This is a genomic window from Amycolatopsis sp. WAC 04197, from assembly GCF_003947475.1.
Classification (GTDB): Bacteria; Actinomycetota; Actinomycetes; order Mycobacteriales; family Pseudonocardiaceae; genus Amycolatopsis; species Amycolatopsis japonica.
In genome coordinates, this window is the sequence record NZ_QHJK01000002.1 from 607861 (window position 1) to 620428 (window position 12568).

14 protein-coding genes and 1 riboswitch are annotated in these 12568 nt (G+C 70.1%); of the genes, 8 read left to right on the forward strand and 6 right to left on the reverse strand.

Annotated elements, in window-relative coordinates; all coding sequences use genetic code 11:
* Positions 1-266: 266 nt before the first annotated feature.
* The gene (locus DMC64_RS10085; RefSeq protein WP_125733290.1) at positions 267-950 is read left to right on the forward strand and encodes a DUF3159 domain-containing protein; all 684 of its coding nucleotides are present in this window, start codon (positions 267-269) and stop codon (positions 948-950) included.
* Between the two features lie 108 nt (positions 951-1058).
* On the opposite strand, the gene DMC64_RS10090 is transcribed toward DMC64_RS10085, so the two are convergent.
* Both DMC64_RS10090 and DMC64_RS10095 read right to left on the reverse strand, forming a co-directional pair.
* Positions 1059-2009, reverse strand: a complete 951-nt coding sequence (locus DMC64_RS10090; protein ID WP_125733291.1) for an N-acetylglucosamine kinase — start codon at positions 2007-2009, stop codon at positions 1059-1061.
* Positions 2006-3049 (reverse strand): SIS domain-containing protein, encoded by a 1044-nt coding sequence (locus DMC64_RS10095; protein WP_037336305.1) that lies wholly within the window; start codon positions 3047-3049, stop codon positions 2006-2008. The genes DMC64_RS10090 and DMC64_RS10095 overlap by 4 nt, the downstream gene beginning before the upstream one ends.
* Positions 3050-3189: 140 nt before the next feature.
* Between DMC64_RS10095 and DMC64_RS10100 the strand changes: the two genes are divergently transcribed.
* The gene (locus DMC64_RS10100) at positions 3190-3945 is read left to right on the forward strand and encodes a GntR family transcriptional regulator (protein ID WP_005160527.1); all 756 of its coding nucleotides are present in this window, start codon (positions 3190-3192) and stop codon (positions 3943-3945) included.
* 92 nt (positions 3946-4037) lie between these two features.
* Positions 4038-5543 carry an MFS transporter gene (locus DMC64_RS10105; RefSeq protein ID WP_125733292.1) on the forward strand — a complete coding sequence of 502 codons (1506 nt, stop codon included), beginning with the start codon at positions 4038-4040 and terminating at the stop codon, positions 5541-5543.
* An 83-nt stretch (positions 5544-5626) separates the two neighbouring features.
* Here the strand turns inward: DMC64_RS10105 and DMC64_RS10110 are convergent, their stop codons facing one another.
* The gene (locus DMC64_RS10110; protein ID WP_125733293.1) at positions 5627-6565 is read right to left on the reverse strand and encodes a threonine/serine dehydratase; all 939 of its coding nucleotides are present in this window, start codon (positions 6563-6565) and stop codon (positions 5627-5629) included.
* A 149-nt stretch (positions 6566-6714) separates the two neighbouring features.
* On the opposite strand from DMC64_RS10110, the gene DMC64_RS10115 reads away from it, so the two are divergent.
* Complete coding sequence (locus DMC64_RS10115) at positions 6715-7428, forward strand: hypothetical protein (RefSeq protein WP_125733294.1); 714 nt, start codon at positions 6715-6717, stop codon at positions 7426-7428.
* 91 nt (positions 7429-7519) lie between these two features.
* On the opposite strand, the gene thiE is transcribed toward DMC64_RS10115, so the two are convergent.
* Entirely contained in the window at positions 7520-8185 is a 666-nt protein-coding gene (gene thiE, locus DMC64_RS10120; RefSeq protein ID WP_038507790.1) for a thiamine phosphate synthase, read from the reverse strand.
* A gap of 30 nt (positions 8186-8215) precedes the next feature.
* Positions 8216-8323, forward strand: a riboswitch (TPP riboswitch).
* Here thiE and thiO point away from each other — a divergent pair.
* From thiO to DMC64_RS10140, 4 genes are all read left to right on the forward strand, one after another.
* Positions 8319-9392: a glycine oxidase ThiO gene (gene thiO, locus DMC64_RS10125; RefSeq protein WP_125733295.1), complete on the forward strand. Its 1074-nt coding sequence runs from the start codon at positions 8319-8321 to the stop codon at positions 9390-9392. Its footprint overlaps the riboswitch before it by 5 nt.
* Positions 9392-9592, forward strand: a complete 201-nt coding sequence (gene thiS / locus DMC64_RS10130) for a sulfur carrier protein ThiS (protein WP_016337629.1) — start codon at positions 9392-9394, stop codon at positions 9590-9592. Before thiO ends, thiS begins: the two co-directional genes overlap by 1 nt.
* Before the next feature lies 1 nt (position 9593).
* Positions 9594-10352, forward strand: a complete 759-nt coding sequence (locus tag DMC64_RS10135; RefSeq protein ID WP_037335528.1) for a thiazole synthase — start codon at positions 9594-9596, stop codon at positions 10350-10352.
* A gap of 109 nt (positions 10353-10461) precedes the next feature.
* Positions 10462-10896 carry a MarR family winged helix-turn-helix transcriptional regulator gene (locus tag DMC64_RS10140; RefSeq protein ID WP_037335529.1) on the forward strand — a complete coding sequence of 145 codons (435 nt, stop codon included), beginning with the start codon at positions 10462-10464 and terminating at the stop codon, positions 10894-10896.
* On the opposite strand, the gene DMC64_RS10145 is transcribed toward DMC64_RS10140, so the two are convergent.
* The gene (locus DMC64_RS10145; protein WP_125733296.1) at positions 10874-11671 is read right to left on the reverse strand and encodes an ion transporter; all 798 of its coding nucleotides are present in this window, start codon (positions 11669-11671) and stop codon (positions 10874-10876) included. The genes DMC64_RS10140 and DMC64_RS10145 overlap by 23 nt on opposite strands.
* 26 nt (positions 11672-11697) lie before the next feature.
* Positions 11698-12528 carry a bifunctional hydroxymethylpyrimidine kinase/phosphomethylpyrimidine kinase gene (gene thiD, locus DMC64_RS10150; RefSeq protein WP_125733297.1) on the reverse strand — a complete coding sequence of 277 codons (831 nt, stop codon included), beginning with the start codon at positions 12526-12528 and terminating at the stop codon, positions 11698-11700.
* Positions 12529-12568 lie beyond the last annotated feature (40 nt).

Sequence of the window (12568 nt, forward strand, 5' to 3'; positions counted from 1 at the left end):
CCCCTTCCGTCCGTGTGCCCCCGGTTGGTACTTGTACACCACAACTAACAGCTGAGAGCGCCCCTGCAATCCCGCCTTGCCGAAACCCGTGGTTCAGCCCGTTGACACAGTCTCTTATTTTGTCGGACGTCCATGCATCTCCATTACCGGGATGTACACTCCTGGGCTGCGGAGATTCCCCTCAAGTGGGCGTAAACCGGACAGGGTGTGTGGCGAACGTCTCCCCGCCCGGGTGTTCGGGCTCAGAGATCCGGCAGGCTGTAAGGGTGACCTCACGACCCCCGCGCGAGTCGCTCGCCCAGATCCTCGGCGGGCGGCGTGGCGCCATCGACGCGAGCATCCCGCCCGCGGCCTTCGTCCTGGGCTGGCTGATCGCCGGCCAGTCGATCGCCTGGGGCTCCGGCGTGGCCATCGGGGTGGCGGTGCTGCTCGGCGGGTACCGGGTCGCGCGGGGCGACAAGGCCCGCGCGGTCGTGGTGAGCCTCGCCGCGGTGATCGCCGCCGCGCTGATCGCGCTGCACACCGGCCGCGCCGAAGACTTCTTCCTCATCCAGCTGCTGTCCAATGTGGCCAGCGCGCTGCTGTGGGCGGCCAGCATCGTGGTCCGGTGGCCGTTGCTCGGCGTCGTGGTCGGGCTCGTCATCGGGCAGAAGACCCGCTGGCGCCGTGATCCCACGCTGCTGCGCGCGTATTCACGGGCGAGCTGGGTGTGGGTCTTCCTCCAGTACACGCTGCGGGTGGCCGTGTACGGCTCGCTGTGGTGGAGCGGGCAGGTGGTCGCGCTCGGCATCGCGCGGACGGTGCTGTCCTGGCCGCTGGTCGCGGTGACGGTCGCCGTCAGCGGCTGGGTGCTGTACCGCGCGCTGCCGCCGGACCATCCCGGTCTGCGGGTGGTGGAGGAGAACGGGGATCCCTCGGATTCCGAGCCCGGTGGGCTGCCCAGGACATAAGGCGGCCCCCGGCGAGGGGGGAGGGTCCGGGGGCCGGGTCCTACGGTACCCGGAGTTCGGCCCCGGAGTCGATGGTTTGGTCTTTTCGGGCTTGTTTCGGGTGTTTTTTCACCGGGGTGCCGGCCGCGGCGCCCCTTCCCCATAGGCGTCGACGGCGGCGAGCCATGCGGCACCGAGTACCCCATCGGTGCTGGTCAGGACTTCGAGACCGGCGAGTTCGGCGCGGACCTTCGCGCCGACCGGGCCGTCCGGGGACAGCACGCCGCCCACCAAGACGATCGGCGTTGTCTCGCCGGGATCCCGCGCGGTCATGACGTTCGTCACCAGCAGGGCGGCCGCGCGGGTGGTGATCTCGTCCGCCGCCGGGTCGCCTTCGCGGTAGGCCTCGCTGACGAACGGGGCGAACCTGGCGAGCCGGATCGGCGCTTCGGCGTTGGCGCTCGTGATGAGCGCGCGCCAGAGCGGGGTCCGGTCGCTCCCCGGGTCCACTGCGGACGGTCCGAGCGCTTCGGTGAGCACGGCGCGCGCGAGCGGACCGGGTTCGCCGCCGCGGCCGAGAACATCCAAAGTGGAACGAACGGCTTCACGGCCGAGCCAGTACGCCGAACCTTCGTCACCGAGCAACCAGCCGTAGCCGCCGACGGTGGATACCATGCGCCTGCCGCGGATCCGGCCGGCGATCGACCCGGTTCCCGCGACGAGGACCGAACCGTCGGGCGAAGAGGTCGCCGACGCGTAGGCGACCTCCGGGTCGGGGACCGTCCGCACCGGACCGATCCCCGCGTCCTTCCAAGCGGCTTCGAAGATCTCCGCGATCGACGGATCGCTCAGTTTGCTGACGCCCGCCATGCCGACGACGCACGCCGCCGTCGCGGCCGGGTCGAGTCCGCCCAGCGCGCCGGTGATCGCGCTCGCGATCCGCGACGCGGCCGTGTGCGGGGGATGGGAGTTGGGGTTCGCCCCGCCCGCGCGCCCGGTGCCGAGGACGGCGCCGGAGGCGTCGACGACGATCGCTCGCGTCGAGGTGCCTCCGGCGTCCACACCGATTACGTGACTCACCGGGTCTTGGTCACCTTGAGCAGCCCGCGGGGGCTGTCCGGGTCACCGCCGCGCGCCAGCGAAAGGCCGAGCGCGATCCGCTGGATGGGCAGGATCTCCAGGATCGGGGCGACCTCTTCGGCGGACGGCGCGACGCCGATCCGCAGCGCCGCGGGGACGTCGGCCGAAGCGGAACCGACCGCGAGCACGTCCGCGCCGCGTTTGCCGACGGCCTCGAGGACCTCCTGCATCGCGCCCACACCGTGGCCCTGGCTCGTCACGGCCAGCACGGCGGTCTCGCCGTCGACCGCGGCGACCGGACCGTGCAACAGGTCCGCGCCGCTGTACGCGCGGGCGGCGAGGTAGCTGGTTTCCGCCAGCTTCAAGGAACCTTCCAGCGCCGAGGCGTAGGAGTAGCCGCGGCCGGTGGTGAGCACCCGGTCGACGAAGCGGTAGCGGTCCACCGCGCGCTGCACGCCTTCGACGGAGCCGTCGAGGGTCTGCTGCGCGAGCTCGCCCAGCTTCTCCGCGTCTTCGCCCTTGCCGCCGCGGACCGCGTCGATCAGAAGGTAAAGCGACAGCAAGGTGGCCGAGTAGGTCTTGGTGGCGGCCACGGCCTTTTCCAGCCCCGCGCCGATGTCGACACCGAGTTCGGCGGCGGCGCGCAGCGGCGATTCCGGGGTGTTGGTGACCGAGACGGTCAGCGCTCCCTGGCGACGCGCGGTTTCGGTGACCTCGATGAGATCCGGAGAACCACCGCTTTGGCTTACTGTGATGAAGAGAACGTCCCGCAGATCGGGACGGGCGCCGTACAAAGTCGCGGTGGAGGGCGAAACGAGACCGCAGGGGAGACCGAGGAGTACTTCGATCAGGTACTTCGCATACAGGGCGGCGTGGTCGCTGGAGCCCCGGGCGGCGAGCAGTGCGAACCTGGGCGGGCGCTTGGAGATGGCTTCGGCCACCTCGGCGATTTCGGCCTGTCGCTCCACGATTCCTGCCAGAATGGCGGGTTGCTGGGAGATCTCCGCGGCCATGTGCTCGCCGGGGCGCTGTTCGGTCATCTCGTTCCCTTCCACCGGGACGTACTTCGTCCCCCGAGTAGGTCTAGACCAATGCTAGCCCGAATGGACGTTTGTGGAGAAGGGTACGTTTCCTAGCGGGGACGGTGCGCGTTCGAGTGGGAAGGCTTAGGGAGTCGGTCATGTTGGAGACAACCACCGCGAGTGAGGCGGGCGCTACGGCAGGGATGCGCGGACAGCGCGAACCCAAGTACTGGGCGCTGAAACAGCATCTGCTCGATCTTCTCGACGCGTTGCCCCCGGGCTCGCCGATTCCGACGGAACGGGCACTGGCGGGGGAATTCACCGTTTCGCGCACCACGGTCCGGCAGGCGCTCGCCGACCTCACCGCCGAGGGCAGGCTCCACCGCGTGCAGGGCAAGGGCACCTTCGCCGCCGAACCGAAACTCGCGCAGCGCCTGCAGTTGTCGTCCTACACCGAGGACATGCGCAAGCAGGGCCTCAAGCCTTCCTCCAAGCTCCTGGAGATCGACGAACTGCCCGTCGAAGCGGATCTGGCGAAACTGCTCGGAATCCGGGTGGGCGCGAAGATCCTTCGCCTTCGCCGTCTCCGGCTCGCCGATTCGCAGCCGATGGCGCTGGAGACCACGCATCTCCCACTCGGCCGGTTCCGCGGTTTGCGCAAACACGTTTCCGCAGGTGGCTCCCTGTACGCCGTGTTGAGGGAGCACTACGGCGTCGAGCTCGAAAGGGCCGAGGAAACGATCGAGACCGCCCTCGCCGGACCTCACGAGGCGGAGATGCTCGGCGCCGACGTCGGAATGCCGATGTTGCTCCTTTCGAGGCATTCCTTCGCCACCGACGGAAAACCGGTCGAGTTCGCCAGGGCGATCTACCGGGGTGACCGTTACAAATTCGTCACCACGCTGCTTCCCTGACGAGTCAGGTAATTCCGGGAAAGATCGCTTTCCCGGAATTCACGCCGATTTCCCGGTGGCCGGGTCACCGATCGTCGTGATTCAGTCGTCCCATGACTGACACGGCGGCGGGAATCCGATGGGGGACGCCGGTGGCGCGCGGCGTACTCGCCACGACCATCGTCGGCTCGGGTATGGCGATGCTCGACGGGACGATCATCAACGTCGCGCTCCCGAGGATCGGCGAAGAACTCGAAGCGTCCGTCGCGGGCCTTCAATGGATCCTCGACGGCTACCTCCTCGCGCTCGCCGCGCTGATCCTCGTCGCCGGATCACTCGGGGACCGCTACGGCCGCCGTCGCATGTTCCTCGTCGGCGTCGTCTGGTTCGGCGTCGCCTCCGGGCTGTGCGCCGCCGCGACGACGACCGAGATGCTCGTCGCGACCCGGATCCTCCAAGGGATCGGGGGAGCTTTGCTCACGCCCGGCTCCCTCGCGATCCTCCAAGCGTCCTTCGCCCATGACGACCGGGCCCGCGCGATCGGCGCCTGGTCCGGGCTCGGCGGTATCGCGGCGGCGATCGGCCCGCTGCTCGGCGGCGTCCTCGTGCAGGTGTGGTCGTGGCGGCTGGCGTTCCTGATCAACCTGCCGCTGGCCGCCGTCTGCGTCCTGCTCGCCCGGCGCTACGTGCCCGAGTCCCGCGACGAGGAGGCGACCGGACATCCCGACTTCCTCGCCGCCGCCGTCGGCGCGATCGGTCTCGCAGGTCTCACCGGCGCGCTCGTGGAGGCGCCCGGGCGCGGTATCGGTGACGTCGTCGTCCTGGTGGCGATCGTGCTCGGCGTCGCCGGGCTGGCGGCGTTCCTGGTGATCCAGCACCGCTCCGCCGATCCGCTCGTGCCGCCGAAACTGTTCCGCGACCGGACGTTCAGCCTCGCCAACGCGCTGACCTTCGTCGTCTACGCGGCGCTCGGCGGCGTGATGATGCTGATGGTCATGCAGCTCCAGGTGTCGCTGGGCTATTCGCCGACCGCGGCCGGGCTCGCCGGGCTGCCGATCACCGTCATCATGTTGCTGTTCTCCGGCCGGTCGGGCGCGCTCGCGCAGAAGATCGGGCCGCGTACGCAACTGGTCGTCGGCCCGATCCTGGTCGGCGTGGGCATGCTCCTGCTGATGCGGGTCGGGCCGGGATCTTCGTACCTGGGGTCGGTGCTGCCCGCCGTCGTCGTGTTCGGCGCCGGGCTGGCGACGGTCGTCGCGCCGGTGACCGCGACGGTGCTCGCCGCCGCGCCGGACCGGTACGCCGGCGTCGCCTCCGGGGTCAACAACGCCATCGCCCGGTCCGGCGGTCTGCTCGCGATCGCCGTCCTGCCCGCCGTCGCCGGGCTTTCCGGCGCCGCGTACACCGATCCGGTCGCGCTGACCGCGGGCTGGCGGACGGCGTTGCTGGTGTGCGCGGCGCTGGCGATCGGCGGCGGGCTGATCGCGCTCGGCATCCACAACGGTGTCCTCGACACCCCTTCGGGCGAGGACATCGACGAGTCACCGCATCCGGGCGAATGTCTCCATTGCGGGGTCGACTCGCCCCCGACGCACGTCCGCCCCGCGCATCACGCGTGATCGAAGGCGTAACTCACGTGATTGGGGGCGTAACTCATGAGTTACGTCCCCAATCACGCGAGATACGGCGCCAATCACGCGAGTTACGCCAGTAGGTCGGCCAGGGTCGCGGGGTCCAGGTTGCCGCCCGAAACGACCGAAACGACCTTGCCCGGCGGCAGCGCTTCGCGGTGGGAGAGGAACGCGGCGGTCGCGGTGGCCCCGCTCGGCTCGGCGACCAGCCGCGCGCGGTGCGCCAGCGTCCGGACGGCGTCCCGGATCTCCTCCTCCGAAACGGTGATGACGTCGTCGAGCACCGACTGGAGATGCGCGAAGGTCAGGTCCGACGGCTGGGCGCGCAGGCCGTCGGCGCTGGTCCGCGCCCGCAGGTCCATCGGCCACTCGATCCGCCTGCCCGCGCGCAGGCCCTCGGCGGTGTCGGCGGCCAGCTCCGGCTCGACGCCGATGACCTTCGCGTCCGGCAGCAGCGCCTTGATCGCCGTGCCGACGCCCGAGGCCAGCCCGCCGCCGCTCAGCGGGACGAGGACGACGCCGGCGTCCGGCAGGTCTTCGGCGATCTCCAGGCCGACGGTGCCCTGCCCGGCGATGACGTCACGGTGGTCGAACGGCGGGATCATGGTGAGCCCCCGTTCCTCGGCGACGGCGAGCGCGGAGGACTCCTGGGCGTCGATCGGGACCTCGATGACTTCGGCGCCGAGCGCCTTGGTGGCCTCGACCTTGGCGCGCGGGGCGACGTCCGGAATGAGGATCACCGCGGGAATCCCGAATCGCTTCGCCGAGTAGGCGACCGCTTGCGCGTGGTTGCCACTGGAAAACGCGACGACGCCGCGGGAACGCTGATCTTCGGTCAGCGCGGCGATCGCGTTGTAGGCCCCGCGCACCTTGAAAGCGCCGATCGGCTGAAGGCTTTCCGGTTTGAGCCACAACGGCGCCCACCCTTGTGCCAGCAGGGGTGTGCGCACCGCGACGCCTTTGACACGGCTCGCCGCGTCGCGGATTTCCTCGATCGATACCAGATCCATACGTCCGATTATGTCAAGGAGTTGTGAACCGTGGACAGTCCTTTTTGGACAGACAGCGTGGCGCTCCTCACGTGCGGACAACGAAGGGAGCATCCCGCGCGCCTTATTCGTTAGGACGGGTGAGGACCGACTAGCAGCAGAACGGGATCATGACCAAGGAGAGCACGGAGAAGACCGAAAAGACGGAAAAGCAGGGCCGGATCATCCAGGTGACGGCGGCGGCGATGGCCGCGATCACCGCGGCACTGCTGGGTTCCACGCTCGGCGTGGCCGGAACGGTCGCGGGTGCCGGGCTGGCGAGTGTGATCACGACACTCGGCGGCGAGCTGTACCTGCGTTCGCTTCAGCGGACGAAGGACGCGGCGCTGAAGGCGCGAGTGGTGCTGACCGTGCCGGGGCGGCGCCGGGTGCTCGACCCGGGCGAAGAAGAGACCGTCCGGTTGAAACCGTCCGAGGACGAAGAGGAACCCACGGGCCGGAAGTTCAAACCACGCTGGGCGGTGATCGCCGGGGTCAGCGTGGTGGCGTTCGCGGTGGCGCTCGTCGCGATCACCGGCTTCGAGGGCGCGACCGGGAAGACCTTCGGCGGCGGCACCGGGACGACCATAGGGAAGATCATCGGCGGCGGGCAGGCCCAGGAGCCGCAGGACAAGCACGACGCCCCGCCCGCGACGTCCCCTTCGGAGACGAAGGACGACCGGCCCGAGACGACGGCGACGAACACTCCGCCGCCTTCGACGGCACCCACCACTACGCAGGCGCCCCCGACGACGCCGACAGCGCCGTCCACCACGCCTTCGACCTCCCAGGCACCTTCGACGACGCCGTCGGCCCCGCCCGCCTCGAACACCCCCGTGCCCTGACCCCTCATCCTCCCCGCATTTCGTCCTCTGAATGCGGTAGTTCGTATCGCCGACTACCGCATCCAGAGGACTAAATGCATGGGAGGGGTGGTCAGGGGAGGGCGGAGCGAAGCGTGCGAGCGGCCGCTTCGGGGTCTTCGGCCTCGGTGATCGCCCGGACGACGACGATCCGCGACGCGCCCGCGGCCAGCACCTCGGGCAGGCGCTCGGTGTCGATCCCGCCGATCGCGAACCACGGCCGCGTCGTCCCGGACGCGGCCGTCGAGCGCACCAGGTCGAGTCCGGGCGCGGACCGGCCCGGTTTCGTCGGCGTCGGCCAGCACGGGCCGGTGCAGAAGTAGTCGACGCCGGGCTCCCCGGCGGCGGCCGCGGCCTGTTCGGCCGAATGGGTGGACCGGCCGATCACCACGTCGTCCCCCAGCACGCGGCGCGCCAGCGACACCGGGATGTCGTCCTGACCCAGGTGCAGCACGTGCGCGCCGACGGCGAGCGCGACGTCCGCGCGATCGTTCACCGCCAGCAGCTTGTCGTGCTTTTCGCACGCCTCGGCCAGCACCTCGAGGGCGGCGATCTCGTGTTTCGCCTCGATCGGGGCACCGCCGGTCTTGTCCCGCAGCTGGATGATGTCGACCCCGCCGGCCAGCGCCGCGTCGGCGAATTCGGCGAGATCGCCGCGACCGCGGCGGGCGTCGGTGCAGAGGTACAGGCGGGCGTCCGCGAGCCGGGCGCGGATCGGCGAACCAGACAGGGTGGGCATGGCGGCGACGGTACTCGCGCGCTACGGTGTGGTGGTCCGCACGGGAGCCCGAGGACGGGCTGAGAGGGAGCCGAGACCGCTCCGACCGTGGAACCTGATCCGGGTCATGCCGGCGCAGGGAGCGTGATCGCAGATGAAGGAACTTTCGGTTGTCGGCGGCGGGGTCATCGGCCTCGCGGTCGCTTGGCGTGCGTCCGCGCGCGGTCGTCGCGTCACCCTGTACGACCCGGATCCGGGACGTGGCGCATCGTGGCTCGCGGGCGGCATGCTCGCCCCGGTCACCGAGGCCTGGCCCGGCGAGGAGGACGTGCTCACCCTCGGCGAGGCGTCGCTGCGCCGCTGGCCGGATTTCGCCCGTGACCTGGCCGAAGAGGGTGTCGATCCGGGCCTTTCCCCGCACGGCACACTCGTCGTCGCGCTGGACAGCGCCGACGCGGGCAACCTCGAAATGCTCGCCGCGTACCTCACCGAACTCGGCCGCGAGGTCGGGCAGCTGACCGGGCGCGAAGCCCGCCGCGCCGAGCCCGGTCTCGCCGGAACAGTCCGAAGTGGACTCCTGGTACCCGGGGATCTCGCCGTGGACAACAGAAAGCTGCTGCGCGCGCTCAAACACGCGTGCGACGCGCACGGCGTGGAGTTCCGCCACGAGACGGTCGCCGGGCTCGAAGACCTCGAAGGCGACGTCGTCCTCGCCGCGGGCGCCTGGACCGGACGCCTGCACCCCGCGCTCGACGGCGTGGTCCGCCCGCTGAAGGGCGAGATCCTGCGCCTGCGGCCGCGACGGGGCTGCCTGCCGCCGCCGAAGCGGACCGTCCGCGCGATGGTCGAGGGCCGCCCGATCTACCTCGTCCCGCGCGACGACGGGCAGCTCGTACTCGGCGCGACCCAGTACGAGGCCGGTTTCGACGAGACCGTCACCGTCCGGGGCGTGCGTGAGCTGCTCGAAGGCGCGGAGCGCGTCTTTCCGGGCCTGACCGAATACGAAGTCGTCGAGACGGCTGCCGGGCTTCGCGCGGCGAGCGTCGACACGATGCCTTTCATCGGTGAGCTGGGCGAAGGTGTCTTCGCCGCGACAGGTCACCATCGCAACGGTCTCCTGATGGCCCCGGTCACCGCGGACGCCGCGGTCGCCTGGCTAGAGGGAAGGCCGTTGCCGGACGAGGTCGCGGCGGCCACGCCGTCGCGGCGAAGCGAGGAGCGGGTGTGATGGAGATCCAGGTCAACGGCCAGTGGCGCGAATTTCCCGACGGGACCACCGTCGAGGGTGTGCTGGAGGCGCTGGGCACGGCGACGCGGGGGGTCGCGGTCGCGGTGGACGGCGTGGTCGTCCGGCGGGGCGACTGGCCGGAATCGGTGGTGCGCAAGGGCGCCAGCGTCGACATCCTCACCGCTGTGCAAGGAGGCTGACATGAACGGTGACGAACTCGTCATCGGCGAGCACAAACTCTCGTCGCGGCTGATCATCGGCACCGGCGGCGCGGGCAACCTCGCCGTGCTGGAACGCGCGCTGGTGGCGTCCGGGACGGAACTGACCACCGTCGCGATGCGCAAGGCCGACGCCGAAGGCGGCTCCGGGGTCCTCGAACTGCTTCGGCGGCTCGGCATCCGCCTGCTGCCGAACACCGCCGGCTGCCGCACGGCCGCCGAAGCGGTCCTCACCGCGCAGCTCGCCCGTGAAGCGCTCGAAACCGACCTCATCAAGCTGGAGGTCCACGCCGACGACCGCACGCTGCTGCCCGACCCGTTCGAGACCCTCGACGCGGCCGAACAGCTCGCCGCGGACGGTTTCACCGTGCTCGCGTACACCAACGACGACCCGGTGCTGGCCCTGCGGCTGGAGGAGGCGGGCTGTGCGGCGGTGATGCCCCTCGGTGCGCCCATCGGCACCGGTCTCGGCATCCGGAACCCCCACAACATCGAGCTGATCGTGTCGCGTGCCGGGGTCCCGGTGATCCTCGACGCCGGGATCGGCACGGCTTCCGACGCGACGCTGGCGATGGAGCTCGGCTGCGACGCCGTCCTGCTCTCCACCGCCGTGACCAGGGCCGCGGATCCGGAACGGATGGCATCGGCGATGCGGGCCGCCGTCACCGCCGGGCGGCTGGCCGCCGGCGCGGGCCGGATCCCGCAGCGGTTCTGGGCGCACGCCTCCAGCCCTCCTCGATAACCCTTTTGTACGGTTCACGGCCTTGACCGCGAGTACGCCCCCGGAGCCCGTATGGTTGACGGCACTTTCCGGAGGCGCACCCGCCGCCGTGTACCCAGAGGAGCCAGTGGTGACCACGTCAACGGTCCAGGACGTTTCGGGCAGGTTGTTCCTGGCGGTGGGCAGGCTGTCCCGGTCACTGCGGCAGGCCGGCGTGCCCGGACCAGGCCACGGTGCGATCTCCGCGCTCGCGACGCTCGTGCACCACGGGCAGCTCCGTCTGGGGGATCTCGCGGCGAAGGAAGGCGTCGCCGCGGCCACCATGTCGAGGATCGTCGCTTCGCTGGTCGAAGCGGGCTACGTCAGCCGTGAATCGGACCCGATCGACAGGCGCGCCTGGCTCGCGGAGGCCACCGAAGAGGGCGAGAGGCTGGTTTCCGGCGTCCGGTCGACGCGGGTGAACGAACTCGGCAAACGCCTCGAACGGCTGACTCCGGAGCACCAGGCGGCCTTGGCGGCGGCTCTCCCGGCGCTCGAAGCGCTTATTGCCGACGAAGAGCGCTGACTTCGGCGCGAAGAGCGCGAAGCTCGTCGAGGATCTCCTTGTTCGCCTGAGCCTGGGTTTCGGCCTGCTTCGCCTCTTCCTCGCGGATGTCCTGGCGAAGCTCGTCCTCCATCCCGCTGACCACCACGGCGATGAAGAGGTTCAGCACCGCGAAGCTGGACACGAGGATGTAGACCACGAAGAACACCCAGGCCATGGGTGCTTCCTTCATGATCTCCTTCGCGATGTCCGGCCACGCCTCGCCCGTCATCACCTGGAAGAGCGTGAACAGCGAAGTGCCGAGGTCGCCGAAGTTCTCCGGTGAGATCGCGCCGAACAGTTTCGTCGCCATCACGCCCGCGACGAAGATGATCAGCGCGAGGAGTGCGGCGATCGATGCCATCCCGGGGATCGACGCGAGCAGGCCGGTGACGACCTTCCGCATCGACGGCACGACCGAGATCAGCCGCAGCACCCGCAGGACCCGCAACGCCCGCAGCACCGCGAACGGGCCGGTGGTGGGGATTACGGCGATGCCGACGACGAGCAGGTCGAAGATGTTCCACGGGTCGCGGAAGAACTTCGCGCGGTAGGCGTAGAGCTTCGCGCCGAGCTCGAGGACGAAGATCCCGAGCGCGACGTAGTCGACCGTGTGCAGCAGCGACCCGTACTCGGCGACCATCCTGGTCGAGGTCTCCAGGCCGAGGGTGACGGCGTTGAAGACGATCACCGCGATGATGAAGTTCTGGAAGCGGCGGTCTTCGACGACCTTGGCCACCGTTTCGCGTCCCGTCACGGCGCAGATGGTAACCGTCCGTGTGCTCAGTGCTCCGGCGCAAGCCGCCAAAACGCCGAAACCGGACCGACCTTCGCGCCCATCGGGTAGGCGTTTTCGACCGCGTGTGAGACGAACCACTTGCCGTAGCGGGCGGCCTCGACGACGGACATCCCCTTCGCGAGACCGGCCGTCAGCGCCGACGCCATCGTGTCCCCGGCGCCGTGCGTGTGCTGCGTGGCGTACCGCTCACCCGGCAGCTCGACGAACGTGGAGCCGTCGAAGAGCACGTCGACGCATTCCGGGTCGGAGACGAGGTGCCCGCTCTTCACGAGCACGTACTTCGGCCCGAGCCGGTGCAGGACGACGGCCGCCTGGTGCATCTGCTCGCGGGTGGTCACGGTCATCCCGGTCAGCAGGCGGACCTCGTCGAGGTTCGGCGTGAGGACGGTCGCGCGCGGCAAGAGCTCGTCGCGCAGCGCCACCAGCCCGGCCTCGTCGAACAGCGGATGCCCGTGCATCGACGCCGCGACCGGGTCGACCACGAACGGCACCTTGCTGTCGCGGCCGATCTCGGCCTTGTCGCAGGCCGCGGCGACGGCGTGGATGATCTCCGCCGAGGCGAGCATGCCGGTCTTGGCCGCGTTGACGCCCATGTCGGCCGCGACCGCCTCGATCTGCCCGGCGACGATACGCGCCGGGATGTCGGTGCGGTCGTGCACGCCGAGGGTGTTCTGGACGGTCACGGCGGTGACCGCGACCAGACCGTGCACCCCGCAGGTGAGGAACGTGCGCAGGTCGGCCTGCAGGCCGGCGGCGCCGCCGGAGTCGGACCCCGCGATGGTCAGCGCCGACGGCGGGCTCGGGTTCTCGCTCATGGGTCCATTTTCCACGCACGATCTCAGACGGTCAGGACGA

Coding starts and splice junctions, on each gene's coding strand:
- DMC64_RS10105 (WP_125733292.1), top strand. CDS start 4,038: ATGACTGACACGGCGGCGGGAATCCGATGGGGGACGCCGGTGGCGCGC.
- DMC64_RS10100 (WP_005160527.1), top strand. CDS start 3,190: ATGTTGGAGACAACCACCGCGAGTGAGGCGGGCGCTACGGCAGGGATG.
- thiS (WP_016337629.1), top strand. CDS start 9,392: ATGGAGATCCAGGTCAACGGCCAGTGGCGCGAATTTCCCGACGGGACC.
- thiE (WP_038507790.1), bottom strand. CDS start 8,185: ATGCCCACCCTGTCTGGTTCGCCGATCCGCGCCCGGCTCGCGGACGCC.
- thiO (WP_125733295.1), top strand. CDS start 8,319: ATGAAGGAACTTTCGGTTGTCGGCGGCGGGGTCATCGGCCTCGCGGTC.
- DMC64_RS10115 (WP_125733294.1), top strand. CDS start 6,715: ATGACCAAGGAGAGCACGGAGAAGACCGAAAAGACGGAAAAGCAGGGC.
- DMC64_RS10095 (WP_037336305.1), bottom strand. CDS start 3,049: ATGACCGAACAGCGCCCCGGCGAGCACATGGCCGCGGAGATCTCCCAG.
- DMC64_RS10135 (WP_037335528.1), top strand. CDS start 9,594: ATGAACGGTGACGAACTCGTCATCGGCGAGCACAAACTCTCGTCGCGG.
- thiD (WP_125733297.1), bottom strand. CDS start 12,528: ATGAGCGAGAACCCGAGCCCGCCGTCGGCGCTGACCATCGCGGGGTCC.
- DMC64_RS10110 (WP_125733293.1), bottom strand. CDS start 6,565: ATGGATCTGGTATCGATCGAGGAAATCCGCGACGCGGCGAGCCGTGTC.